Raw genomic sequence first — 23,830 nt, 5'->3', positions numbered from 1 at the left:
TTCTTTGAGAGAATCCAATCTTTTTATGCTTTGTTGTTTAATGTCCTTGCAAGAAGATCTTGTTGTTCCTGGGAGATACTGCCTTTTTTCTTGTTTTCAGATTTATTTCTGGCTTTGGCTTTTTCCATCGCTTCACGGATAGCAATTTCCATCGCGGTCGGTTCGGCTTCTGTAGTAGTTTCATCGCTGAAGCTGAAAGAAATTCCTTCACTGTTTATTTCTTCGCGTTTTTTATTGCTTTTCTTTTGGCGGCGAGGAGCTTTGTCACCCTGTTCTGCAACTTTTCCTTCTTTGAGCTGCTGCGCTCGTGCACTGGTCGGTCGGGCAGGAACTGGTTGAATCGTTTCTTCTTTTTCTTTGACTTCCGGTTCCGGTTGTAATGCCTTCATACTGAGTTTGATCTGTTTCTTACGTCGATTTACTTCCAGTATTTGAGCTTCAATCTCATCACCTTCTTTGAGGAGATCTGATGGCTGACGAACATAGCTGTGTGCCATTTCACTGATATGGACTAAACCAGGGCGTTCTGCACCAATTTCGACAAAAACGCCAAATTTCTCCATTCGGACGACAGTTCCCTTTACAACCATGTCTTTCTTAATTTCACGCCATTCCAAATCAAGGGGTTTGATCATTGTCAGCTCAATACGGCCGTCTTTGACTTTTTTCACCCAAACATTGACTTCCTGGCCAACTTCAAGAAATTCATGAATGTTGTTTGAACTCTCTTTTCCCTCAGGACGAGGAATCTGAGAAATATGAATGACAGCGGGAATTTCTTTTCCAATATCAATTAATGCACCGGCGAGGCTTAACTTCAGAACCTTTCCAGTGAACTGTTCTTTAATCTTCACTCCGCCATTTTTGCCGTCTTCAACAGCCTCATCAGAAGTTTCTGATTCTTCGTCAAAAGAATTAATAACTTCATTCACCTCTTCAATGTTTTCTTCAAAATCTTTTTTTTCTTCAGGTGATACAGATTGTTCCATATTTTATTTACCGATCTCCAATTAATAATATTCGCAATTTTTGATTATACTCTCAATAAATTGCTATTGTCAAACGTTTTAACAGATTTAATACATTTTTTTTGCTTTGCGAGGATAATAAACTCGATTTTTTGCTGATTTTTATCACTTTTTCGGAAAACCCTTATAAAAAAAGAAAGAAAGATGGATGTTACGTCATTTATACGCTCGATGGAAAAACCACGCAACAATTTTTCATCATTCCTATATTACAAATCATTGACGCCTTATTATACCGTTTTGTGTACATATTTGATGAAAAATCGAATCTGTTTATGACATCAGCAATTCGAAATACAGATCGGTCCGAATCTCGAATTGCTGACAAATCATCCTTCCCATATTTCGAATTGCGATATTTGATTATTTATTCAGGCTACAGACTTTCCGTTTTGTCATTTTTCAGTAGATACTCAATCGCTTGATCCAATTGCGTATCAATTCCGTTTTCGATATCAGCATCAGTAATCTCGACAGGAATATCGGGTTCAATTCCAACGCCGTCAATCAACTCACCCCCAGGTGTATACCATTTTGCAATGGTAACAGAAACAGCCCCGCCATTGGATAACTTCGGTTGAATCTGCATTGAACCCTTACCATAGGTTTTCACTCCGATAAAAACAGCGCGCTCATAATACTGAAGCGCTCCAATTAAAATTTCTGAAGCCGAAGCTGTTCCTTCGTTTCCTAATACAACCATCGGAATATCCAACGCACGACCGCCATACGACTGCGTCATATAATCCGTTTCCTTACCATCGCCATCTTTCTCAGTTAATACTTTTTTCTTTTCCGGTAAAAATTCAGACGCAACATCAACACAGGTATTGACAAAACCACCGCCGTTATTCCGTAAATCCAATATCAATCCTTTGGGGTTCTTCGGAATCAAATCATCTAATGCCTGACGTAGCTCTTCTACGGTGAGATCGCCAAATTGCGTCAACTGAACATACGCAATATTTTCCTCAAGCATTTTTGAAATCACCATCGGCGTAATAATGGCTTCTCTTGCAATTGTCACATCAAAAGGATCGACACCTTCCCTTCGGATCGTCAGTGTCACTGTAGTTCCCTTTGGTCCTAATATTTTTTGCAACGCATCGCTGGGATCTATCCCGGTCATATCTTCTCCATTGATGGCGATAACAAGATCATGCGGCTTCAAACCCGCTTTTTCTGCCGGAGAACCGATCATCGGAGAAGAGATTTCGACAAATTCACCCGTGACATCAACCCAGGCACCGATGCCTTCATATTCCTCTCCGGACATGTATTCAACCTCCTTCTGATAGCTTTCCGGATCGGAATATCGGGTATGCGGATCTCCCAAAGATTCCAGCATTCCACGAATAGCTCCCTCCATTAAGCTATTTGCATCCAATGGTTGATCTACATAATAGGTAAGAACCAGATTCCATGCTTCCCAAAAAGGTTTAAATAAATCATTTTGATCGACCTCGGTCTCTGCATAAGGCGTCGCAACCTTCGTCAAAAACTCAGCAGTTCCCGTGTAATCCCGATAACTTTGAATCTTCGTGACCAAATCGGGGAATCGCTCCACAATAAAACCGCTGCAAAAGCCCATCACAAAACAACAGATAAAAATAACAACGATCGCAATGATTCGAATCACACGTTGTGTCATTCTTCGTCCTCCTGTCCATTTTCCTTTTCAATTCCGCGCATTTTATCGGAGAGTTGTTGATATTTCTCAGAATCAGTCATCCAAAATTCGTAAGAATTTATTTTCTTAATTTTCCCGAATATATTCAAGAGATTCTTCCGGTTCTTCATTTTTCTTGAGATAGCAATCAATCCCAGATTATATGACACTACAAATGCTATCAATATAAATAAACCGAAAACAATTTTCAGATTCACAATACGAATTCTTTAAACAGATCCAAATGAATCATATCTTCAATGCGGTCAATCCGTGAATCGGCAAATTTTGCCGGAGTTCTGTCGCCGACTTGAATAGCATAAAATCCCATCTCGTGGGCAACATCCACATTTTGCGGGAAATCATCAAAAAAGATACAATCCGATGCAGATTGAATACCTGTCATCCAAAGCGCTTTCTCAAAAGCCTTCGGACTGGGCTTGCAATCCGGAAAAACATCCAATACATCAATAATCCCATCGAAACAATCAAAAATCGATAGATTTTTCAATACACGAGTTGCATGAAACCGATCAGCGTTAGTGAGAATATACTTTCGCAGTGGAATCTGGTTGAGAATCTGTCTTAATTCCGGCTTAGGTGAAATGAAACCGGATATATCAATATCATGGCTGTATTTCAGGAAGTCGATTAAATCAACACCGTATTCCACAACAAGTCCTTTGGCTGTTGTTCCATACGTTCGATAGAGTCGATCTCGAAATCCTTTTACTTCACTCTCCGAAATATTTAATTTTTCGGAAATGAAATGATTCATTCTTTCGCCTAAAACATAAACAACCTTATTTCCAAACGGATATAAAGTTTCATCCAAATCAAAAAATAAAGCTCTAATTTTCATAAAAAAAAGTATATCGCATTTGAAGGCAGCGATTTGAAATATCAGTACTTCGAAATATGAAAAGAATTATCTGATCTTCTGATTATTTTGCGCGTGTCACAAAAATAAAAAGAACCATAAAGAATCCCCGTCATCATCAGAAGTGCTGCCTTTTTTCTTTGACTATGGAAAATCAGCAACTGGAAAAAAGAGAAATATGATTTGTTTGATGTATTGTTTTTTCGCACAGCGCAAAGACAATACATCAAACAAATTCCATTCTTTTCTCAAAAGGCTATGTCAAATTTCAAATTACTGATGGAAAATTGAAATGCTGACGAAGGTAACATTATTTTGGAATGATTACCGGGTAACTGTTATCATTTGGCCAAAGAATCCGCATCGGCAAATGATAGACAGCGGACAAATTTTCCTCTGTTAAAACTTCCTGCGGAAAGCCACTGATGGCAATCTTTCCATGATCTAAAATTGCGATTTCATCCGCAAATCGTGCAGCAAGATTCAAATCATGCAGCACAACCAGCATAGCAATTTTATTCTCCCGGCAAAGGCGCTGAATCGTAGTAAGAAGACCTACCTGATACGTCAGATCCAGATGCGATGTGGGTTCATCCAGGATCATCACCGGCGTATTTTGAGCCAAAGCCCTTGCAAGAATAACCCTTTGCTGCTCACCACCAGAGAGATTTTGCACATCACTATCTCGAAAACTGCCGACAGAAGTATTCTGAATCGCTGTCTCGATAAGATGATGATCTTTTTCTGTTAATCTTCCAAGCCAATCAATATGTGGGGTTCTTCCAAAAGCGACTGTGTCAAAAACAGTGAATCCGGCTGGAAGTCGTAATATTTGTGGGACAACCGAGATAATCTTTGCTCTGGCGGATTCACTAAGAGGAGTTAAATCCTCCCCGGAAAATTCAATGCTTCCAGCGGCCAATGGAATGACGCCGGTTACTCCCCGGATCAACGTCGTCTTGCCGGAGCCGTTAGGACCAATCAGCGCCATTATTTTTCCAGGAACTAAATTCAGCGAAACATCCTGAACGACCAGGTGCGACAGATAACGAATCGAAACATTCTTTATTTCAAGCATTACAAAACATCCTTGTGTTTCGAGCGCTGCAGAAGCCAAAGGAAGAATGGCGCTCCAGTAATGGCTGTAATGATTCCCACCGGTAGCTCCTGCGGCGCAATAATCCAGCGGGAGATTACATCTGCCGTTAACAAGAAAAAAGCTCCTCCAAGAATTGAGAGCGGAATCAACCTACGATAATCCGATCCGCATACCAGACGAATCGTATGTGGAACGATAAGTCCGACAAATCCGATTATGCCTGAGAAAGAAATTGCCGCGGCAGTCGTCAGTGTCGAAAAAAAGATAATCCTTCTTCGAATTTGATGAACGTTAACACCAAGCTGAGACGCCTGCTCATCGCCAAATTGAAGGATATTTAGCGGATACGCTAAACTCCATTGTCCTGCCATTCCAATCACCATAATCGGAATTACAATCATTAAAGATTCCCAACCACTCTGATAAATTCCACCTAACATCCAGGATAAAGAATGTCGAACTTCATTGCTGGAAATCAGAATCCAGGAATAGGTGATTGCAGAAGCAAAAGCATTCACTGCCACACCGGATAAAATCAGACCGGAAGTATTTAAGGATCCGCCAATCCGACCCAGATAAAACACTATAAAAACGGTGATCAACGCAAAAAGGAATGAGAGAATTGGAGTCATCCATAAACCAATGCGAAAATATGTCCAATGAACGGACATGGAAATTACGGCGCCCAGACTGGCTCCGGATGAAACCCCAATAAGGAAGGGATCAGCCAATGGATTCCGAAACAAACCCTGGTAAGATGCTCCGCTGCACGCCAACGCTGCTCCGATAAATGTCATGAGCAATGTCCGTGGAATCCGCAATGAGAATAAAATTTTTTCCAAAGAAGCCAAATTACTGGGGATCTCGTCGCCGAATAGTTTTAACTGAATAACCCGCAGAATATCTCCGAATTGAAAAGACACACTCCCGATAAAAACGCTGATAATAAAACCAGACAATAAGAAAACAGCCAGGGAAAACCCTAATATTCTGGCTCGACTGCCTTTGTCATGGTTGCTTGCGGCAAATGATCTCATTTTGAAAAACATTCGGGATGAAGGATTTTTGCAAGCTGTTCCAAACCATCAACCAGTCTGGGACCTGGTCGGGATCCCAGATCATCATTAAATTCAAATACCGCGTTGTTCTGCACCGCTTTCAACTCGTTCCACCCCGTTCGCTGTGCCACGGAATCAGCTGTAATTCCGGCTTTGCTGTCTCCAAGTATTATGAAATCCGGATCACTGATCATTAAATATTCCAGACTGATCTGCACATACAAGCCGACTAAATCCGCCGCGACATTTGTGCCTCCCGCCTTAGAGATCATATTATCAATAAATGTTCCGCTGCTTGTTGTCCAGGGTTTAATCGGATCTGTCGAATCGATTTCATAAAACACCGATGGATTACCAGCATCACAATCAGCAAGCAGATCATCAACTGCATTGATTCGTTTGTCCAATTCGTTTGCTACTATTTGCGCTTCCTCGACTTGACCGGTAATTTTCCCCACTTTTTCAATGTGAGCCGGTAAATCGTCAATACTTTCAGGATTCTGCAGGTAATAGACGGGTATCCCAAGTGCTTCGATTGATCGAATCTGATCCATGGATGTCAATTCCGCAGTCAGAACAAAATCCGGGTTTAACGAGAGAATCTTTTCCAGGTTAATCGACATATCAAAATTCGTTATTTTTTCAACCTCTTTGATTTCCTCCGGATAATCCGAAGAATAATCGACCCCGACAATGCGGTCACATAGACCGATCGCGCATAAAATTTCGGTATTGGAAGCAGCCAAAGAAACAACGGATTGAATAGGAGTTTTCACTACCACTTCCCGACCCAAATCATCCATTATGATCCTGGATTCAGTATTTGTCTGTGATGAAACTTCAGAGAATTGGACTATGAAAAGAAATACAGGAAGAAGAATTCCGAATATGATACGTTTTTTCATTTTACTCCTCGAAAATTGAAATTGAATTTGCCAGCCATCCATGCAGCAATTTGAATCAATCGGGAATAACTTGTCTGTTTGACGTGAATGACGATTACGCTTAAACAAAAAATCCCCTCCCGGGGTTTTCTGTTCTGCAATCCCAAATCCCGGGGAATAAGCTGGCGTTGCAAATCAGAGGTCTGGCTTGGATTACTCCATTACAGTTGCGGGTCAGCATCGGTATCGCACCGATTTCTCTGTTTCACAAATATTCCTATATATTATATTGCATTTCAGGAAAAATCCCTAATTCAGAAATCAGCGATTCAGCATATGGTCTGATTATTCGAATCAATCGAAAAAACTTGTTGTTGTGTCGTTTTTGCACTCCGCACGAAATCAACCGTTAAAATCTTTCTTTCAGTGAGGCATAAATGAGCTCTGGTTCAGGACAGCAAATCGAACCTAAATGAATTGATGGTTTTATTTTGCCATGAAAATCGCTGCCCGTTGTTTGCAGAAGATGATACTTTTCTGCAATCTGCCTGTAAAATGAAACGGTGTCCGCACGATGATAACTGGAGTAGACCTCAATCCCTTCCAGACCAAAATCAATCAATTCCAGCAACGGCGCCTCATCCGTTCCAATATTCGCGCCCGGATGTGCCAGAACAGGTATGCCTCCCATGGATTTGATGGCGGAAATCAGCGCTTCCGCATCGATATAGTCGATCGGAACATATGCCGGTTTCCCCTGAGAACAAAAATCCCAATAAAAATTGAGGAATGCATTTTCGGATCGTCTTCCACCTGTCCGATACTCCGTCAGGATATCCATTTGAGAATTTTGAGGATCCTGCAAAATGACTTCAGCCAGCATCTCACCGGTGATAACATCCTCAACTGCGAGTCTCCAAAGTGCTTCTTCATCCAAATGAAAACCAAGAGCTTTGATTTTTTCAATTAAAACCAGAGAAGCGTTTTTCTCTTTTTGAAGGACATCGTGTTCTATGGTCTTCAGCGAGTCAGACTGTTCATCGACCCGATATCCTAACAAATGCAGATTGATCCCGTGAAGCTGGCAATCAAATTCGATACCAGAAATACACTCGATGTCAAGCCGTGCTGCAATTTTCTTTGCTTCTTCTACGCCACGAACCGAGTTATGATCGGTTACCGCAACAAAACGCAATCCGGCAGAGACGCACATCTGCATCAGCGCGTCCGGCGAATAACTGCCGTCCGAGCTGATATTGCTGTGCATATGCAAATCAATCCAATTTTTCATTCATGTATCCGAAAACTTTATTTAGAAATGAGAGGAGGAATGACGATTTGGTGTTCTTATTTTGTTCGAAAAGTCAACCACATTACAAATAATCAATAATTCAAAAAAAATTCTTTGATGTTCTTATAGTTTTATTTAAAGCGTAAAACCATAAGAACATCAATTTTTCTCCCTTTATTCAAAAAGTCAAACACAATTATAAATCGTCAGCAATTCGAAATAAGGGAAGGATTGCTGATAGATCGTTAATTCCGGAAAATCATTCCCATTCAATCGTAGCAGGCGGTTTATCGGTAATGTCATAAACAATCCGATTGACTCCCTTTACTTCATTTGTAATACGCCTCGATATTTTCGAAAGAAGCTCATGCGGTATCGGAGCATATTCACAAGTCATAAAATCACTGGTAAGAACGGCTCTCAGAGCAATGGTGTAATCATACGTCCGCCCGTCTCCCATGACACCCACTGAGCGCAAATTCGTTAAAACTGCGAAATATTGGGAAGCGCGAATACCGGCTGATTCCAATTCATATCGAAAAATCGCATCAGCCTCACGCAGAATATCCAATTTTGCACGGGTAATCTCACCAATGACACGCACTGCCAAACCAGGGCCAGGGAAAGGCTGACGATTGACAATTTCGACCGGCAATCCAAGCTGAATACCCAGCTTCCTGACTTCATCCTTGAAAAGGCCGCGTAATGGCTCAATAATTCCAGCAAACCCGATTTCTTTCGGCAATCCGCCAACGTTATGATGCGATTTAATCGTAGCTGCACTGCCGGTCCCGCTTTCGATGACATCCGGATAGATCGTTCCCTGCGCCAGGAATTTGGCATCGCCGAATTTTTTCGCTTGTTCATAAAAAACATCCACGAACTCCGAGCCAATAATCTTCCGCTTTTTCTCCGGGTCTGTGACACCTTCCAATTTTTTCAAAAATCGATCTGATGCGTCCACACGCACGAACCGTAACGCCATGTTAGAGAAAGCCTTTTCGACGGAATCGCCTTCATCCTTCCGCATTAATCCATGATCCACTAAAATGCAGATCAATCGATCGGGAATAGCCCGTGCCAGCAATGCAGCACAAACTGCCGAATCCACTCCTCCCGAAAGTCCCAGCAATACTTTTTCCGATCCGACTTGTTCACGTACGGCTGCAATTTGTTTGTTCAGATAATCTTCTACAGAATAATCTCCTGCAGCGCCGCAAATTCGGTAAAGAAAATTTTGGATTATCTTAATTCCATTCGTGGACAATTCCACTTCAGGATGGAATTGTACGCCATAGAGTCTCTTCTCAGGTCGTGCGATTGCAGCATATTTACAGGAATCGGACATAGCGATCCCGGTAAAACCTTCCGGAAGACGCTCAATTTGATCCGTATGACTCATCAACACGGTCTGATTTATTTCCAATCCATCAAAAAGCGGATTTTCCGGATCAATCACGATTTCACGCTGACCATATTCGCTGGTTTGGCAAGGTTTAACCACTCCTCCGAAAATGTAGCTCATCAATTGAGCGCCATAACAGATACCTAAAATTGGAATACCCAGCTCAAAAAGTTTCGGATCACATTGGGGAGAATTGGATTCATAGACACTTTTAGGACCGCCTGTGAAGATGATGCCAATTGGTTTTATTTTTTGAATTTTTTCGAGGGAGATATTGGCTGGACATATCTCAGAATAAACACTGCACTCACGCACCCGGCGTGCAATTAAATCTTTGTATTGTCCACCAAAATCTAAAATCAGGATTGTTTGATCAGCCATTCAGGTAACCTTTTCCATAGAAAAACAGTAGGCAGGAATTCCGTGAATTTCCTGTTTTGTATTGAATTATCAATAAAATTGTCGGGAAATCATTTATGACTGGTTCTTAAAGACAATTTTCCCCTCGCTCATGGATTCGATGATGGCGAGGGATTCAACCCGAATGCCTTTTCCACGTAAAATGGCTCCGCCTTCTTCAAAACCTTTCTCGATTGCAATTGCACAACCGACCAATGCCGCACCGGATTGTTTAACAATGTCCACCAGTCCGAGCAAAGAATTGCCCCGCGCCAGAAAATCATCGATGATTAAAACCCGGTCTTCCGGATTTAGAAATTTTTTAGAAACAATAATGGTATAAGTAATACCATGCGTATATGATTCAACAGCAGCAGCATAAACTTCTCCATCAATATTCTTTGTCCGATTTTTTTTGGCAAACAAAGCGGGCACCTGGAATTCTTTTGCTACAACGCATGCCAATCCGATACCGGATGCTTCTATCGTCAAGATTTTTGTAATACCGCTATCTTTATACAGGCGATAGACTTCCTTACCAATTTCTTCATATAAATTGACGTCGATCTGGTGGTTCAGAAAACTATCCACCTTTAGGATATTGCCGCCTTTAACATGGCCATCTTTTAAAATTCGTTCTTCCAGAAGTTTCAAGAGTCTTCTCCGTAAATATGGATTTATTCAATTTTCCAAAGAGATGGCAGTGATTCAAAATATGGGGAAAATACCAAGTTGTAATGTTGTTTTTGTGCTCTGCCCCAAAACAACATTACAACGAACATTCTAAATTTTTAATTACTTCCCCAAATTTCAGATTACTGAATCCATGGAACTTGATTATACAAATAATTGAAAAGAATTTTACCTGTTTTCATTTGGGAATTAGAAAAATAATGTCACAGAATTAAAAACGATACCTTCCCATGCTGAAAGAAATTACAGATTAAAAACGAAGCCAACTGATGCGTTATTGTCCTTTTTCTGATCAGGGTTTTATCCTTCGGAAACCGCTTCCTTCAGCTCGTTTGGTGCGCTTCGGCAAAATGTCAATCCCCGGATTTTTACTGTACATCGGAACCTGGAACATTTGAACAATTTGACAAATTTGGAAATCAATCAAACGGCTTCGGATATTTGGATCAATTTCCTGAATCGTTAAAACGGTTGTTATAACCGTCGGCAGCTCAGCCTGATAACGATAATTCACAATTTGATATAGTTTTTCTTTCGCCCATGGGGTTGCACAAGCTGTATCCAGATGATCGAGGATCAGCAGTTGAGCATTTTTCACTTTTTCAAACTCGATGTCAAATGTGGTTGTACTGACCGGGCTGAAAGTGGCCCGTAAATGATCCAGCAAATCAGGAACAACCACAAACATGGGTTCCTCCATGAGTTGTTTCCGAAAATTTCCGATGGCAGCAGCCAGATGGGTTTTTCCAACGCCATTCGATCCGGCAAAGATAAGCCACCCGGCAGGATTTTGAGCGAAAGAAAACGCCGCTTGATAGGCACGGGAAAGCTGCTCCGAAGCTTCTTCTGACAGGTTTTCCCGAATTCTGGAATCAAACGTGTCAAATGTACGAGTACGATATAAGTGCAGTGTTGATAATGTGTTCAAATCCAATGAATTCGATGCAGGATTTCGATAATCGGGAGCTGAAATTACGACTTTCATCACCAAAGAGGGGTCTTCCAAGCGGGAAGCAATTCTGCCATCTAATTCTTTCAGTGTGTTGTTGGTCGTGATGACCGTCGGCAGCCGGTTAACATAACGGTAATTAAGAATTTGATATAGCTTTTCCTGAACCCAATCAGTTGAACTTTGTGAACCCAGATCGTCTAAAATTAATAGGGGAATGGTGCAAATTTGTTGAAACCGATCTTGATAGGATAGAGATGGACTGGTGAAAGAAGCCCGGAGCCAATCCATCAAATCGGGAACTGGCATAAAAATATTCGCTACATGATCTGCAAGCGCCACTTTCGCAATTGCTGCAGCCAAATGAGTTTTTCCTGTGCCATAATTCCCAGTCAGCAGTAACCAGCCTTTTCGTTCTTTTGCGAACTTCTGCGCATGATCTCGAGCCATCTTCAGGCACAACTCATATTCCTGACGAATTTGGCCGCGTCCTTTGACATTAAAATTTTCAAATGTCATCTCGCTGTAACTGTCTAAATTACTGTCTTGTGTCAGCTTTTCGTTTTCTTCCTGCTCAATTTTTGCTTTACGGCAGGGACATACATCCATTTTTCCAAAACCCGGTTCGCCATAAGGCACATCTCTGGCAATAAACCCGATCCCATGACATATGGGACAATTCGGATCGCCAATATCCGCTCCCAGGACATGTCGTTCTCCGGAAGTCTTCTCCTGGACACTGATTTTTTTTCGGGCACGTTCTAAAATGTCATCGATTGATTCCATTTCGACCGTTCTCCTTCCATGATTTCAAAACTGTTTCTATATACCGCCAAGTGCGCGCATTATTCACAACGGCAGTTTCGATAGCATCCGCTACCCATTCGTGGCCATATATCTTTTCACTGTCCTTTAAAATTTCTGAGATCATCGAAGTCAGCGGACCAATATTTTCTTCATAAAGCTGATAGATATTGGGACGAAACAAATTCGCTTTTTCGGATATATGCAAAAAAGAATCCGGAACCCACTGTCCTTGTTCCAATCTTTCCACAGCTAATCTGCCCTTTGGACTGTTAAGAAAATACAGGTGTGTATTTCCATAATCAACTCGCAAAAGAGTCCCACGCAGTACTGATTTTTCCAGACCATCATCCAGCAGGATTTCTGGATCATCCCCCAGTTGTTTCAATCCTTGCATAAAAGGTTCACATTCAGAAAAATCAGTGCGCAGGATATACCGCTGATCCCCCTGGTACTGATTTAGCAAATAGATGGCAAACAAAATCGTTTTCATTTCATGCAGCGTATCAATTTCGGGAAGAATCTCCGTAAAAAATTGTGATGGTACCATCTCTATCCCACTGCTGAATCCGGAAAAGGAGATCATGCATATCCTCCTATGTCAGATTTTCGAACAGCATCTTCAAATCGAGCTAATTTTTTTAAGAATACAAGATCGATTTCCCCGATCGGACCATTTCGATGCTTTGCTACGATCAATTTCATGGCGCCATCCAGACCAGCCGTTTTATCCGGATCCGAATTTGGATTATGCAGGAACATGACAATATCCGCATCCTGTTCCAGAGAACCGGATTCCCTAAGATCGGAGAGCATCGGAATCTTATCAGAACGTTGTTCAACACCACGCGAAAGTTGGGCTGCGGTTAAAACCGGAACATTTAATTCCCTCGCCAAAATCTTTAAATTTCGGGAAATATTGGACACTTCCTGAACACGATTGTCTTTTCCGGCGTCGCCGGTCATCAATTGAAGATAATCCACAATGATCATATCCAAATGATATTCAAGATGCAGCCTGCGGCATTTCGTACGCAACTGTAATGGAGAGATTGCCGGTGTATCATCCAGAAAAATTTTCGTTCCTCCCAAAACATCGACAGCTTCCACAAATAAAGGAAGTTCGTCATCAGACAATCTTCCATTGCGTAATTTCTGGCTATTGATACCTGTCTGCTGAGAAATGAGGCGTTGTACCAATTGTTCATTTGACATTTCCAAGGAAAACATCGCAACATGTTTGCGATATGTCATGGCAGCATTCTTCAGAACCGACAGCAGGAAACCTGTTTTACCCATTCCAGGCCGGCCGGCCACAATGATTAAATCAGATTTTTGCAGTCCACCGGTCAGTTTATCCAGATCTTTAAAGCCGGTCGGAATTCCGATAATTTCCTGATCCTGCTGAAACAGGACTTTAATCTGATCAAAAATAGTACTCAATACGCGTGAAATCGGCTGAACTTCTTTGCGGTCCTGCTGCTCACTGACGCTGAAAATCGCTTTTTCTGAAAGGTCTAATACTTCTTCCAGGCGTTTCTTCTCATTTAGCGCCAGATTCGTCATCTGATTTGCCGCTGTCAGTAATCTTCGGCGTGTGCTTTTTTCCAGTATGATTTGCGCGTAAGACTCAGCATGCATGGAAGATGGTGTTTTACTGACCAGAGAGTATAAGTACATCCAACCGCCAGCGTCTGCAAGCTTTCCCTGTTTGTCCAATTCATCGGAAACCGTTTGAACGTCAATATCCCGACCTTTTTCAATCAGCGTTGAAAACGCTTTCCAAATCCACTGATGGCGGTGAATATAAAAATCTTCTGCTGAGATGATCTGCCCGACATCAAAATATTTTTCAGGGTTAATAAGCACAGCGCCCAAAACGGCTTCTTCCGCGTCCCGGCTATGCGGTTCAATTCTCAGCTCAGAATCTGTGACTTCCGATGTAAAGGTTGATTCGGGTACTAATTCGTTGTTTTCCATAATCATCAGAATGGTAATAAAAGATCATTATCTGAATTGTCGGGTTCATCATTTCCACCTTCTGAATCCTCGTCTGTTTTCGGCTCAGATGGAGTAGAACCCAAATCAATGTTTTTCAAAAAATCATCAAAAACGGAAAGATTTTTTTCAAGTGATGTATCGATCTCTTCTTCAATATCCGCATGCGGACTCCTGTCTTCGGCAGGAGTCTTTGTCAGCCGCATATCTTTTTCCGGTCTGACGCCAGCAGAAAAAATCACTTCTGAATCGACAAAAATTGGAACATGACAACGAATTGCCAAAGCAATCGCATCGGACGGCCGGGAGTCAACCCTGTATTCGGTTTTGTCGTTCTCTAAAACAAGAAATGAGTAAAATGTGTCAGCCTGAATTTTTGAAAGTTCAACATGTTTCAGCCGCGCGCCTAATGCTTGAATTACATTTTTTAGAAGGTCATGTGTCTGCGGACGACTGACTTCAATTTTCTGCAATGCAACGACAATCGACTCTGATTCAAAAGTACCTATCCATATGGGTATATAAAGATCATTCTGTGTATCTTTTAAGACAATCACACGCTGCTGACTTGTTAAGCTGACTCTGAGACTATCGACAACTACTTCATGTAAATTCGCCATGGAAAAAATCCCCTATGCAATAAACTGATTAATCAATCCTGTTAAATCGTGCTTTTTAAAGCAGCTCGTACTATGGAGCGTATTCTATTCTCATGATAGAAAACTTTACGCAGAACTATAAGAATACAAATCTATTTCCTTATCAAAAAGATCAATTCATATTTCGAATGACTGTTTTTTGAACTATGATTACTCCTGGTTTTTTTAGAAGTTACTCATCCGTTGAATTCATGAAAAGAAAAAATCCAACGCTTATTTGATTATAATAGCGATTTTCTGACAAAAAACCAGTGATTCGAAATAAGGAAAGAATTATTTTTGATAGGGTTGTTTGCGCGCAGAACGTAAAAACAACCCTATGATAAGACTTCGCTCTTTATTGAATGATCGGACTAAACGTCACAAAAAAAATTCTTTTTTGGGTTTATCGATATAATTGATAGGTACAATTACATAAAAGTAATACAAATTGAATGACAAAATGGTGAATCTCAGTATATTTGAGACTCACCATTTTTTACCGTTTTTCAGTAAAATTGAAGATAGTCTATCTCAAGTTTTTGCTGAATCAAATATTCAAATTCTTCCGGAGCATTCATTGGAGCAGTGTACCCAAAAAATAATCCTTATCGAAGGGAAACAAACAAATCATCCATCCTTTTTTCTAAGTTTGAAGAAGAAAGGATACAATGTTGCAATTGCCTCAACTGGCAATGCAGCATTGGAAAAGATTAAGGAAGAACTTCCTCTTTTAGTATTACTTGATGCAGCATCCCTTCGCACTGCAGGGAACCGAATCGTGTACAGTATTAAGAAGCGGTTTCCCTCCCTGCCTGTTATAGTCATTATCGATGAATTTAAAAGCATAAAAAAATCGGATGCCGACAGGGTGATGGTGCTTCCATTTACAATTCAAAAATTAGTAAACGGAATTAAAATGTATCTCCCTGTCAACAATGAAACGTTACAGGCTGAGGGAAATATTGCTTTGGATCTGAAGAATAACAGAATTTTTGTCAACAATCATCCTTCTTCGGTAACACCGCGAGTTGCCAAACTTCTGAATCTGCTGATGGATCAACCGGGGAAAACGCTTGAGCGGAAAGAACTTTTTACGAAATTATGGGATACGAATTATGTCGAAGATATGCGATCGCTTGATGTACATATCCGATGGCTGCGTCAAGTCGTTGAAGAAGATCCCAAAAATCCAAAAATCATTCAAACCGTACGAGGAGTCGGTTATCGGTTTTCAGCCAACGGTAATCATGTCATGCATTCCGATTCCTGTCTTGACAATGAAGTTGTCGAATCTATAATTATGGAAAAATAGAAAAATAAGTCAGACGAGACTCGATTTCCGCCTTCTTTACAGAGAGCCAGTGGTTGCTGAAAACCGGCAGAATGGCTGATTTCTTTCCACCTCGTGCGAATGTTTCGCAGACTTCTTTCGAAAAGCAGCGATGCGGTAAGAAAGACGATTTAGGATCGTTAAACCCTTTTGAGGCTCAATTATTGAGCGAATGCAGGTGGTACCACGAAAGCCCCTTCGTCCTGCACGAATGGGGCTTTTTTAATACGACAAAGGAGATCGTAATATGCTGGATATCAATATGATTCGGGAAAATCCGGAAATAGTAAAAAAATCTTTGGAAATTCGCCAAATGGACACCACTCCGGTCGATCGCATTCTGCAACTCGACTTGGAAAGAAGATCCGCTCTCAATGATACTGAAACATTGAAAGCGCAGCGCAATTCTGTCTCCAAAGAGATCAGTCAGATCAAGGATGCAGAAGAACGAAAGAAAAAAATCGAAGCTATGCGTGTGGTAGGCGATCAAATTTCAGATTTGGACCAACATGTAAAGAAAATTGAAGAAGAACTAAAATCACTTCTGTTATATATTCCAAATATACCTAATCCGGAAGTACCCTATGGAATCAGCGATGCAGAAAATGTAGTTTTACGGCAGGAAGGTGAAAAGAAAGCTTTTGATTTCGAACCAATTCCCCATTGGGACATCGGTACCAACCTCGGAATCATCGATTTTGAACGCGGGGTTAAATTGACCGGAACGCGTTTTTACGTTCTGAATGGGCAGGGAGCAAGACTACAACGAGCTTTGATCGCATTTATGCTGGATCTTCACATCCGGCAAGGATATAACGAACGATATACACCGTTCATGGTAAAGAATGAGATTCTATACGGTTCCGGACAGCTTCCAAAATTTCGGGATAATTTGTATCATGATGCGGAAGAAGATTTCTGGTGGGTTCCAACAGCAGAGGTTCCTTTAACCGGGCTGTATATGAACGAAATCATTGATGAGGACAGCCTCCCAATGCGTTTTACCGCTTACACACCTTGTTTCCGCAGAGAAAAGATGAGCGCAGGCCGGGACGTACGTGGAATTAAACGCGGACATCAATTCGATAAAGTTGAAATGTATTGCTACAGTCTGCCAGAGAAGTCAAAAGATGAATTGGACCGGATGTTGAATGCCGCAGAAGAAACATGTAAAGCACTTGGATTGACCTATCATATCGTTGCCCAATGCTCCGGCGATCTTGGTTTTAACGCGCAAGTTTGCTATGACATTGAAGTATGGGCGCCAGGATGCAAAGAATGGTTGGAAGTGTCTTCCGTATCCAATGATGGCGATTTCCAATCAAGACGGGCTTCCATTCGTTACCGTGAAAAGAGCAGCGGAAAACCGCGTTTTCTGCATACCCTCAATGGATCCGGCTTAGGACTCCCGCGGACTTTAATCGCGGTGTTGGAAAACTATCAGCAGCCGGATGGATCTGTCGTCGTTCCGGATGTTTTGAAACCCTGGATGGGCGGAATTGAACGTATTACAAAAGAAGCATAACAAAAATTTCCTGCTTAATAAAAGCCAGCGGTTTGAAATCTGAAAGGATTCATTGTAACCAGGTTGTTTTGCGCTTCGTGCAAAACAACCTGGTTACAAATTATTGATATTTTTCTCAAATGATTTTTAATATGTAGCTGGATGATCGTCCACAAACAGAGACGATTTTACATAACTTCAGGAGTCTCGATTCCCAGTAACTGAAGACAATTGACAATAGCCTGTCTGCTGGCAGCAGAAATTCTCAATCGGAAATCGCGAATCTCCGGTTCTGCCTGTAAAACAGGGCATTGCCGGTAAAAGTCATTGAAAGCTTTGGCAATATCATATGCAAGATTTGCTATATATAACGGTTTGCATTCTGCTGCAGCGCGTTGAATTTCTTTCGGAACGCGTGAAATCATCTCAATCAATTCGATCTCAACAGGGGTCAAATCGTACTTGACATCCAATGCCGCAGGGATACCTTTCTCTGCTTTTCGGAGAATGCTGTTTGCCCGCACACCAGCATATTGGATATAAGGGGCTGCCTGCCCATTGAAATCAAGCGCAGCTTCCCAATCAAATGTAACGATTTTTGTATTATCCCGAGAAAGCATGGAGTATTTTAATGCCCCCAGAGCTACTTTATGCGCAATCGATTGTTTGGTTGTGACATCAAGATCCGGATTCTTTTCCTCTACGATTGCTAAAGCGCGAGCAGTCGCCTCATTTAACAGATCCTGTAAAAATACCACTGTACCATCTCGAGAAGACATCGTGACATTGCCAGGAAGATTGACAATTTCGTACGCCAGATGATAACAATTCTTTGTCCACGTATATCCCATTAATTCCAGGGTTTTAAAAATCTGCTGCATATACAAAGACTGGCGAACATCAATCACATAGATCGAACGATCCAGATGGAACTGTTCAAATTTTTTAATCGCCAATGAAAGATCTTTCGTCGCATATAAAGATGTACCGTCCGAACGTAGTACTACCAGCACACGATATTTTTCTTTGGTTCCGCAAAGATCATCCAGTTTCACTGCCACTGCGTTGTCAGGGCGTTCATCCACTGCGATGCCTTTGGACACCAATTCATCAACAATTTCTTTGCCGGAATCTTCCACTTCGCTTTCAAAATACAAGTGATCAAATTTTACGCCAAGTGTTTTGTAAATGTCCGCAAATCCATCTAAGCTCCATTGACGGGTACGTTCCCATAAAGCGGTGATATCGGGATCACGGCGGTCCCATCGTCCAAACAGCTCACGAATCTCAGCCTCTGCATCCGGTTCCTCTTCATGCCGCCTTGTTGCTTCCGCATATAAATCACCCATCCAACGGGTTATATCCCCTGAGGGTTCTTCACCAGGATGGTATTTAAGATAACACCACATCCATTTAATTACATGGAGTCCGATGTCCCCCAGATAATTGGTACGTATGACTTCGTTGCCAGCTTTTTCCAGTATGTTACAGACAGAATTTCCTAATATGACATTCCGCAAATGACCGACATGAAATGCTTTATGGGTGTTTGGCTGAGAGAATTCCACCATCACCTTTTGATGTGTGGATTCGCCAAGTCCAAAACAATCCCGTTCGGTAAGAACGGCATCAATAACTTTTTTGGAAAACGCACGGGTTGAAAAATAGATATTCAAATAACCACGAACAGCTTCAATCCGGTCAAATCCTTCCGGTAGAATCAACGCATCTGCAATAGATTGTGCAATTTCCTGAGCCCGCATTGCCACATTGATTTTCAAGCCTTTTGCTTTGGCATCTTCTGCGGTCAACTGAAAGAAAGAGACTGAAATACCCCAGTTACCGCTGAATGGAATCCATGACCAGGAGATATCTTTTTGAGGCAGATCATGTGCCGCACAATAAGCTTTTATTTGAGTTTCAAGTTGTTTTTGTTCCGATTCAAACATGCACTATTCCTTTTTTCTTAAGAACCTTATCCTAATCAGTAATACGATCATAGGTGCGTTCCTTTTTCATTCAATTTATTAAAAACTTTCGCTCTTCTTTTTATTCGAAAAACTCTTCAGGAATTCGAATTCCTGTTTTCGGTTCGAAAAACCAGCCTGCATCAGTTTTTTTATGATTCCATGCCAGTAGCAGTTTTCTCGAACTTTTTTTCACCCTGGTCATATGAAAGATTTTACCCGGTATTTTCTTTCTTTGCAGCGATTCAACGATAGACTTACGATTTGAATCAATCGGAAAAAATTATTATTATGTTGTTTGTGCACTTCGCGTAAAAACATTATAATAACAAAGAATCCTGCCCATTCCTTGAATAAAGAGAGAAAATCGCGAAGTACTGGTTCAAATAAAAAAGGGTTGATCAGTGTATAATCAACCCTTTCTGTTTTGGCATATCACTCTCAACTTAACGATTGGAAAATTCGGATGAACTTCCAATCATTGCCGCATTTAGCCTTGTTTGCTTGCTGCCAATTTCTTCATCAGGTGGCTTTTTTTACGAGCAGCATTATTTTTGTGAATAATACCCTTCTGAGCAGCTTTATCCAGTGCAATAATCGCTTTTAATACCAATTCTTCACTGTTTTCCTGTTTTTCGACAACAGCAGTTCGAGCTTTAGCAACTGCAGTACGAGTTGATCCGCGAACAACACGATTACGAAGCCGATTCGCCTCATTCTGTTTATTGCGCTTTTTTTGTGACTTAATATTTGCCATTTTAAATCCTCCAAAGATTCAATACATAACGGGCATCTGTCAGGCTGGTATTTTTATTACCATTGACTGCCTTCCATACTCCCTTGAGGGTATGTTTGGAACTTTAGAACAGATCAAATTATCTCTTAAGACATGGGTTTTGTCAAATTACAGGAATTCGAAGTTTTGCTAAGACTTGGTTGCAGTGATGTTTTTAGTCAAATTATTTGAAATGACGGCAACAACGCGAAATTTGGAATATCCATCGAATTCAAATAAGAAAATAATAAGAAACAATTGCAGCATTAAGTCTGTATACTTATTAAAAACGACATGATTCCTTCTTTCGAATGCGCAGAGTTGCGATTCAAAATACCGGAATAATTATTAGATGTTATGTTGTCTTTGTATGATGGACAAAACAACACAACATCAAGTTTTCCCTCTTTTCTTAAAAATTTTCCACAAATTTCGAAATGCTACGATCAGAGAAAAACCGATGAAAATAAAGAAAATCACGTTTAGTTTGCTGTTTTTGTATTACATCTTCTTTTCAGCCTTTTTGCCTGTGGGGCGACAGGGAAATGATCGAGATCGTGATAAAGAAGTAAGAAAATCAGCTGCATACCATGAATCGAATGACAATCATTCCGCAGCTGCCGATCATCTTTTTTCGAACAATCGTCCGGCTGAAAATGATGGGAACAATTTGCAAATACTTAAGCTGAGTCCTCAAAAAAATCAAAAAAACAAGTATGAAAACAACCTCCTGAAATCACTTTTCATTCAAAAGGATAATAAACAAAATATTCTGTATGATTGGCTTCTTTCGCTCATCGAGAATTCAGATTTTGAAAAGACGTATCAGGACTTCAAAAAATTGATCATGGATCTTGAAAATTTAACATCCTTTTGGGATTCTTTTGATTTTTCTGAAATTCAAGAAGGATTTTCCCTCCAGAATCAGAATTTTATTTTGCTTTTAGCAGATGGAAATTTTCCGGAATCAATACTCCGATCAATCGTGACCTGGGGTCAGACTGCAGGATTTTCGGATTTCAAAGAGACCGATTTAACATCACGGTTTTTCCTGCCAATTCGTTCAAAAGAATTCTTTTTTTCACCGGATTTTTCAATCAGAACCTTCGGGAATATCACAAATTTGTATGATACTTCAAAAAATAAAATCGGATCGATTACCAGGTATTTTGATGAACAAGTACCAGACCAGATACGATTCATTTTCCGGGATCATCTGACGAAACGGGAAACTGATATTATTTTTATCGGTTCCGCTTCTGAATTTCTTGTTTTGATAAATGCCAAAGAAGTGCTTAGAATCAACTTAGATTCCGTGAAAAAAGCCATTTTCATCAATGAAAATGAGGTTCCGGCAAATTTAACTATCACATTTTCTCCTGCAGCTAAGAAAATAACGCTTCAACTGGCAGAAAGCGACATGTTACAGACTGCGGAGCTTCAGCTTGATCAACTGCAACGAAATATCCGATTATTTTTGTCGGATGATGAAATGTTTTCGCTTCAATTTATAAAGAATTCTGAAGTCCATGTCAGTATACAGGGAAACCGCTACCTCATAAAATTTGATGATCGAAATCATCAGATAAAAATCTTACCCGATGATAAAAATCAACCAAAGCTTTTACTGCGCTTTGATCTGCAGAAAAATAGAATTTTAATGAGTTCTTATCAATCTCTTTGGAGCATCGAAAAAATTGCTTCCATACAGCTGAACAAACGGAATCAATCCATCGTTATCCAGGCACAAAACAACCCGGACATAAAAATACATCTCGATTCGCGAAAGCATCAAGTTATTTTTGATAACGGTTTCTATGAAAGCGAGATCGGGCCGGATATTCTGGAAGAATTGCTGTTCGGATTTCAACCTTTTTAATATTATAAATACGGCGATATTCGAAAATCGCCGTATTTATACGCAATACCGATTTTTATGAATTTCCAGAATGAAAAAATGAAATCTCTTTCCTGTGTCGGACAATCAATGCAGCGGATGCAGCCAGCGCTGTCACTGCCATAAATATTTGGTTGACATTCAATCCGCTAATTTGTGCAGTATCCAGGCGGAGGAATTCAAGTAAGAAGCGGCCGACAGGATAAATAATCAGATAGCAAAGCATAATGTCACTCTTCTTGAGGCTTTTCTCAAACTTGCGGTCAATCCAAAGCAAGACAGCCATATTCAACAAGTTGTAAATCATCTCGTAAAGAAACAAAGGATGATACGTCGCCTGATTCATAAATGGCTCCAATCGATTTTCCGGGTCAATATGGATTGCCCAGGGAAGATTGGAAGGAGCACCATACAATTCCTGATTAATATAATTTCCCCATCGTCCAATTGCATGACCGAATGCAAGCGCTGGCGCCATACTATCTGTAAAACTGCTGAATGAAAAATCATATTTACGGCAAAACAACCAGATGCCGACCAGCGCACCCAAAATTCCTCCCGGTATACCCAAACCACCATCCCAGGTTTTCAGGATTTTTATTGGATGCATCAGATAATAATGAAATATTAATCCAGATGATACTGAAGGGAAAAACACATGCCAGAGCCTTGCCCCAATAATTCCGGATATCAAAAACCAGGGAAGCGATTCCCATGCGGTCTCAGCTGCAATTCCACGTTTTTTCCCATTGATGCTGAAAAACCAGGTACCGGCAATTACGCCTGTCAGGAATAAAACGCCATAGTAGTGGACTGTTAATAGTCCTATTGAGAATCCTGTACGAAAAAATTCCACGTGATTTTCTCTTTCGTCCTGTTCATTTACATAAAAGACTGTTGTTTAATTACTAAAAAATCGATTAAGAATTTTTCTTCTGACTGGATGTTTCAGCATCAATTCGTTTAAATTCTCGATAAATATGAACGATTCTTTGAATGGCAGTAAATTGTGATCCGAGAGCAATTGCCCACATCGCGATAAAAGGTACGTTAAAGAATAAACAGGGAACCAGGAATAAATATCGCTCAAGTCGCGACATCAAACCCAACTTCATATTCAGTCCCGCAATTTCACCTTTTGCTCGTGTATAGGATACAAGGATAGAACCCATAATCGCCGCATAGGAAACAATCATCAGCAAATAATCGCCATGAACTGCATAATAATAAATTAAACCACCAAAAATCATAAATTCAGCATATCGATCTGTTGTCGAATCTAATACGGCGCCAAATTTTGTCCCTTTTCCACCGGTTGTCATCCGGGACATCGTTCCGTCAAAAAAATCTGTCACCGCGAAGAACAATAACAAAATGCCTGCCCATGTGAATTGCCCCACAGCTGCCAGATACGCGGCAAAAAGATGTCCGACACAGCCAATGATTGTCACTGCGTTTGCAGATAAACCGATTTTCAATAAAAAACGTGAACTAATATCACCAAACTGCTTAAACCAAACCCTGCATCGATCTGAAAAAGTTATCTTCTCTGTCATTTC

20 protein-coding genes and 1 riboswitch are annotated in these 23,830 nt (G+C 40.8%); of the genes, 3 read left to right on the top strand and 17 right to left on the bottom strand.

What is annotated here, in order from left to right; all coding sequences use genetic code 11:
• Window positions 1-23: 23 nt before the first annotated feature.
• The 13 genes from ATC1_RS08170 to ATC1_RS08100 all read right to left on the bottom strand — a co-directional run bounded on the left by ATC1_RS08170 (window position 24) and on the right by ATC1_RS08100 (window position 14,777).
• A complete protein-coding gene (locus tag ATC1_RS08170) occupies window positions 24-989 on the bottom strand; it encodes a S1 RNA-binding domain-containing protein (RefSeq protein ID WP_062280197.1) in 966 nt (321 codons plus the stop codon).
• Between the two features lie 415 nt (window positions 990-1,404).
• On the bottom strand, window positions 1,405-2,679 hold the full coding sequence (locus ATC1_RS08165) for a S41 family peptidase (protein WP_062280194.1): 1,275 nt from the start codon (window positions 2,677-2,679) through the stop codon (window positions 1,405-1,407).
• 232 nt (window positions 2,680-2,911) lie between these two features.
• Window positions 2,912-3,559 carry a pyrimidine 5'-nucleotidase gene (locus tag ATC1_RS08155; RefSeq protein WP_062280189.1) on the bottom strand — a complete coding sequence of 216 codons (648 nt, stop codon included), beginning with the start codon at window positions 3,557-3,559 and terminating at the stop codon, window positions 2,912-2,914.
• A 328-nt stretch (window positions 3,560-3,887) separates the two neighbouring features.
• Window positions 3,888-4,655, bottom strand: coding sequence for an ABC transporter ATP-binding protein (locus ATC1_RS08145; RefSeq protein ID WP_062280183.1), 768 nt, complete (start codon window positions 4,653-4,655; stop codon window positions 3,888-3,890).
• On the bottom strand, window positions 4,655-5,713 hold the full coding sequence (locus ATC1_RS08140) for a FecCD family ABC transporter permease (RefSeq protein ID WP_172667739.1): 1,059 nt from the start codon (window positions 5,711-5,713) through the stop codon (window positions 4,655-4,657). The genes ATC1_RS08145 and ATC1_RS08140 overlap by 1 nt, the downstream gene beginning before the upstream one ends.
• Window positions 5,710-6,639 carry an ABC transporter substrate-binding protein gene (locus ATC1_RS08135; RefSeq protein ID WP_062280177.1) on the bottom strand — a complete coding sequence of 310 codons (930 nt, stop codon included), beginning with the start codon at window positions 6,637-6,639 and terminating at the stop codon, window positions 5,710-5,712. The genes ATC1_RS08140 and ATC1_RS08135 overlap by 4 nt, the downstream gene beginning before the upstream one ends.
• 156 nt (window positions 6,640-6,795) lie before the next feature.
• Window positions 6,796-6,925: riboswitch (cobalamin riboswitch) on the bottom strand.
• A gap of 102 nt (window positions 6,926-7,027) precedes the next feature.
• On the bottom strand, window positions 7,028-7,909 hold the full coding sequence (locus tag ATC1_RS08130; RefSeq protein WP_062280174.1) for a PHP domain-containing protein: 882 nt from the start codon (window positions 7,907-7,909) through the stop codon (window positions 7,028-7,030).
• Window positions 7,910-8,168: 259 nt separating this feature from the next.
• Window positions 8,169-9,695 (bottom strand): glutamine-hydrolyzing GMP synthase, encoded by a 1,527-nt coding sequence (gene guaA, locus ATC1_RS08125; protein WP_062280171.1) that lies wholly within the window; start codon window positions 9,693-9,695, stop codon window positions 8,169-8,171.
• A 93-nt stretch (window positions 9,696-9,788) separates the two neighbouring features.
• Window positions 9,789-10,367 (bottom strand): xanthine phosphoribosyltransferase, encoded by a 579-nt coding sequence (locus ATC1_RS08120; RefSeq protein WP_062280168.1) that lies wholly within the window; start codon window positions 10,365-10,367, stop codon window positions 9,789-9,791.
• 331 nt (window positions 10,368-10,698) lie between these two features.
• On the bottom strand, window positions 10,699-12,141 hold the full coding sequence (locus tag ATC1_RS08115; protein WP_062280165.1) for an ATP-binding protein: 1,443 nt from the start codon (window positions 12,139-12,141) through the stop codon (window positions 10,699-10,701).
• Window positions 12,125-12,745, bottom strand: a complete 621-nt coding sequence (locus ATC1_RS08110) for a DnaD domain-containing protein (RefSeq protein ID WP_062280162.1) — start codon at window positions 12,743-12,745, stop codon at window positions 12,125-12,127. Before ATC1_RS08110 ends, ATC1_RS08115 begins: the two co-directional genes overlap by 17 nt.
• Entirely contained in the window at window positions 12,742-14,139 is a 1,398-nt protein-coding gene (gene dnaB, locus ATC1_RS08105; protein WP_062284027.1) for a replicative DNA helicase, read from the bottom strand. The genes ATC1_RS08110 and dnaB overlap by 4 nt, the downstream gene beginning before the upstream one ends.
• A gap of 5 nt (window positions 14,140-14,144) precedes the next feature.
• Entirely contained in the window at window positions 14,145-14,777 is a 633-nt protein-coding gene (locus tag ATC1_RS08100) for a bifunctional nuclease family protein (protein ID WP_062280159.1), read from the bottom strand.
• A gap of 481 nt (window positions 14,778-15,258) precedes the next feature.
• On the opposite strand from ATC1_RS08100, the gene ATC1_RS08095 reads away from it, so the two are divergent.
• Both ATC1_RS08095 and serS read left to right on the top strand, forming a co-directional pair.
• Window positions 15,259-16,110: a response regulator transcription factor gene (locus ATC1_RS08095; protein ID WP_062280155.1), complete on the top strand. Its 852-nt coding sequence runs from the start codon at window positions 15,259-15,261 to the stop codon at window positions 16,108-16,110.
• Between the two features lie 265 nt (window positions 16,111-16,375).
• Window positions 16,376-17,653, top strand: coding sequence for a serine--tRNA ligase (gene serS / locus ATC1_RS08090; RefSeq protein WP_062280151.1), 1,278 nt, complete (start codon window positions 16,376-16,378; stop codon window positions 17,651-17,653).
• A 167-nt stretch (window positions 17,654-17,820) separates the two neighbouring features.
• On the opposite strand, the gene argS is transcribed toward serS, so the two are convergent.
• Window positions 17,821-19,581 (bottom strand): arginine--tRNA ligase, encoded by a 1,761-nt coding sequence (gene argS / locus ATC1_RS08085; RefSeq protein WP_062280148.1) that lies wholly within the window; start codon window positions 19,579-19,581, stop codon window positions 17,821-17,823.
• 508 nt (window positions 19,582-20,089) lie between these two features.
• A complete protein-coding gene (gene rpsT, locus ATC1_RS08080; RefSeq protein WP_062280144.1) occupies window positions 20,090-20,356 on the bottom strand; it encodes a 30S ribosomal protein S20 in 267 nt (88 codons plus the stop codon).
• 478 nt (window positions 20,357-20,834) lie between these two features.
• Here rpsT and ATC1_RS08075 point away from each other — a divergent pair, with 478 nt between their 5' ends.
• A complete protein-coding gene (locus ATC1_RS08075; RefSeq protein WP_152024268.1) occupies window positions 20,835-22,253 on the top strand; it encodes a hypothetical protein in 1,419 nt (472 codons plus the stop codon).
• 55 nt (window positions 22,254-22,308) lie between these two features.
• Here the strand turns inward: ATC1_RS08075 and lgt are convergent, their stop codons facing one another.
• Together lgt and ATC1_RS08065 are read right to left on the bottom strand one after the other, a co-directional pair.
• Entirely contained in the window at window positions 22,309-23,127 is an 819-nt protein-coding gene (lgt, locus tag ATC1_RS08070; protein ID WP_062280139.1) for a prolipoprotein diacylglyceryl transferase, read from the bottom strand.
• A gap of 64 nt (window positions 23,128-23,191) precedes the next feature.
• Window positions 23,192-23,827 carry a CDP-alcohol phosphatidyltransferase family protein gene (locus ATC1_RS08065; protein WP_062280136.1) on the bottom strand — a complete coding sequence of 212 codons (636 nt, stop codon included), beginning with the start codon at window positions 23,825-23,827 and terminating at the stop codon, window positions 23,192-23,194.
• Between the last annotated feature and the right edge of the window lie 3 nt (window positions 23,828-23,830).

Origin of the sequence: Flexilinea flocculi (genome assembly GCF_001192795.1) — a bacterium.
GTDB classification, from domain to species: Bacteria; Chloroflexota; Anaerolineae; order Anaerolineales; family Anaerolineaceae; genus Flexilinea; species Flexilinea flocculi.
Note: the sequence above shows the minus strand (reverse complement) of the source record. Positions and strands in the feature narration are given on the sequence as shown.

Bases quoted from the DNA above. Each gene is read 5' to 3' on its own strand.
- ATC1_RS08170 (WP_062280197.1), bottom strand. From the start codon at position 989: ATGGAACAATCTGTATCACCTGAAGAAAAAAAAGATTTTGAAGAAAAC.
- ATC1_RS08165 (WP_062280194.1), bottom strand. From the start codon at position 2,679: ATGACACAACGTGTGATTCGAATCATTGCGATCGTTGTTATTTTTATC.
- ATC1_RS08155 (WP_062280189.1), bottom strand. From the start codon at position 3,559: ATGAAAATTAGAGCTTTATTTTTTGATTTGGATGAAACTTTATATCCG.
- ATC1_RS08145 (WP_062280183.1), bottom strand. From the start codon at position 4,655: ATGCTTGAAATAAAGAATGTTTCGATTCGTTATCTGTCGCACCTGGTC.
- ATC1_RS08140 (WP_172667739.1), bottom strand. From the start codon at position 5,713: ATGAGATCATTTGCCGCAAGCAACCATGACAAAGGCAGTCGAGCCAGA.
- ATC1_RS08135 (WP_062280177.1), bottom strand. From the start codon at position 6,639: ATGAAAAAACGTATCATATTCGGAATTCTTCTTCCTGTATTTCTTTTC.
- ATC1_RS08130 (WP_062280174.1), bottom strand. From the start codon at position 7,909: ATGAAAAATTGGATTGATTTGCATATGCACAGCAATATCAGCTCGGAC.
- guaA (WP_062280171.1), bottom strand. From the start codon at position 9,695: ATGGCTGATCAAACAATCCTGATTTTAGATTTTGGTGGACAATACAAA.
- ATC1_RS08115 (WP_062280165.1), bottom strand. From the start codon at position 12,141: ATGGAATCAATCGATGACATTTTAGAACGTGCCCGAAAAAAAATCAGT.
- ATC1_RS08110 (WP_062280162.1), bottom strand. From the start codon at position 12,745: ATGATCTCCTTTTCCGGATTCAGCAGTGGGATAGAGATGGTACCATCA.
- dnaB (WP_062284027.1), bottom strand. From the start codon at position 14,139: ATGGAAAACAACGAATTAGTACCCGAATCAACCTTTACATCGGAAGTC.
- ATC1_RS08100 (WP_062280159.1), bottom strand. From the start codon at position 14,777: ATGGCGAATTTACATGAAGTAGTTGTCGATAGTCTCAGAGTCAGCTTA.
- ATC1_RS08095 (WP_062280155.1), top strand. From the start codon at position 15,259: ATGGTGAATCTCAGTATATTTGAGACTCACCATTTTTTACCGTTTTTC.
- serS (WP_062280151.1), top strand. From the start codon at position 16,376: ATGCTGGATATCAATATGATTCGGGAAAATCCGGAAATAGTAAAAAAA.
- argS (WP_062280148.1), bottom strand. From the start codon at position 19,581: ATGTTTGAATCGGAACAAAAACAACTTGAAACTCAAATAAAAGCTTAT.
- rpsT (WP_062280144.1), bottom strand. From the start codon at position 20,356: ATGGCAAATATTAAGTCACAAAAAAAGCGCAATAAACAGAATGAGGCG.
- ATC1_RS08075 (WP_152024268.1), top strand. From the start codon at position 20,835: ATGAAAATAAAGAAAATCACGTTTAGTTTGCTGTTTTTGTATTACATC.
- ATC1_RS08065 (WP_062280136.1), bottom strand. From the start codon at position 23,827: ATGACAGAGAAGATAACTTTTTCAGATCGATGCAGGGTTTGGTTTAAG.